Below are 1,973 nucleotides of genomic sequence, written 5' to 3' on the forward strand. Positions count from 1 at the left end.
CCCGGCGCTACCAGGATCAACGGCTCCCGCCAGCGCGCGGCCCGGCGCTACCAGGATCAACGGCTCCCGCCAGCGCGCGGCGATGCCCGGCGAATGTACGCGTACCACGGTAGCGCCGGGCCATGCCCGGCGGCTGTTCGCCGATGTCGGCAAAGACATGGCGGGACAGGACATTCCGCAGTCAGGTACGTGCAGCTGACGCGAAAGTTCCTTCACCTTCACAAACCCTCGACCCGGAAAGTCTCAGATCCAACATTTCATCTTGCTGAAAAGACGCTGAAAATCTTGTGGTGTCCGGTTTGAGCCACTAGCGTCATCAACACAGCGGATGGTCAGGGGAATCCGCTGGCTCGCCGGACCCGAACCTCGCCATCGCAAGCCAGCCCACGGTTCAGGCCGGTGCTTCTGCCGATTCCGGCATTCCTACCATTAGAAGGGAAATCCGATGTCCCAGGTAACGCAACCGCGTGTGCGTCGTGTGTGGGTGGTCCTTGGTGCGTCCGTCCTGTCATCGCTGCTGCTGGCCACGCCTGCGCTGGCCGGTGATGTCCAGCTCAGCGGCCTGCAGTCCGCGCCGACCCACCAGCGCTTCATCGTGAAGTACCGCGACGGCAGTGCGCCGGTGGCCAACACCACCGCGCTGGCCTCTTCGCTGAAGACGGCCGCTGCCGGCATCGCCAGCAGCCAGGGCCGCGCGCTGGGCCTGCAGCAGGTCCGCAGGCTTGCCGTCGGCTCCACCGTGGTCAGGACCGACCGTGCGCTGGACCAGGCCGAATCCGAGCTGCTGATGCGCAAGCTGGCCGCCGACCCGAACGTCGAATACGTCGAAGTCGACCAGATCATGCGCGCGACGCTGACCCCCAACGACACCCGTTTCAGCGAGCAATGGGGCTTCGGTACATCCAACGCCTCGATCAACGTGCGTCCGGCCTGGGACAAGGCCACCGGCACCGGTGTGGTCGTGGCGGTGATCGATACCGGCATCACCAACCATGCCGACCTCAACGCCAACATCCTGCCCGGCTATGACTTCATCAGCGACGCGGCGATGGCGCGCGATGGCGGTGGCCGTGACAGCAATCCGAACGATGAGGGTGACTGGTACGGCGCCAACGAGTGCGGCTCGGGCATTCCGGCCTCCAACTCCAGCTGGCATGGCACCCACGTGGCCGGCACGGTCGCTGCGGTGACCAACAACAGCACCGGCGTGGCCGGTACCGCCTTCAACGCCAAGGTCGTGCCGGTGCGCGTGCTCGGCAAGTGCGGCGGCTACACCTCCGACATCGCCGACGCGATCGTCTGGGCCTCCGGTGGCACGGTCAGCGGTGTGCCGGCCAACGCCAACCCGGCCGAGGTCATCAACATGTCGCTGGGCGGCGGCGGCAGCTGCTCGACCACTTACCAGAACGCGATCAACGGCGCGGTCGGCCGCGGCACCACCGTGGTGGTCGCTGCCGGCAACAGCAACACCAACGTCTCCAGCGCGGTACCGGCCAACTGCCCGAACGTGATCGCCGTGGCGGCCACCACCTCGGCGGGTGCGCGTGCCAGCTTCTCCAACTACGGCACCGGCATCGACATCTCCGCACCGGGCCAGAGCATCCTGTCCACCCTCAACAGCGGCACCACCACCCCGGGCAGCGCCAGCTATGCGTCCTACAACGGCACCTCGATGGCGGCACCGCATGTGGCGGGCGTGGTTGCACTGATGCAGTCGGTGGCACCGAGCCCGCTCAGCCCGGCGCAGGTGGAAAGCATCATCAAGAGCACCGCGCGTCCGCTGCCGGGTGCGTGCTCGGGTGGTTGCGGCGCCGGCATCATCGACGCCGATGCCGCGGTGACTGCCGCGATCAACGGCACCACGCCCAACCCGGGTGGCACCGTGCTGCAGAACAACGTGCCGGTTACCGGCCTCGGCGCAGCCAGCGGCGCATCGCTCAGCTATACCGTCAACGTCCCGGCTGGCAGCACGC

The 1,973-nt window shown here is 67.2% G+C and carries 1 protein-coding gene; it reads left to right on the forward strand.

What is annotated here, in order from left to right; genetic code table 11:
• Window positions 1-445 precede the first annotated feature (445 nt).
• Window positions 446-1,973, forward strand: a 1,528-nt coding sequence (locus AC1VAN_RS20195; protein ID WP_480986572.1) for a S8 family peptidase, incomplete at its 3' end; no start/stop codon positions are given.

This window comes from Stenotrophomonas sp. 05L44_2 (assembly GCF_056665995.1).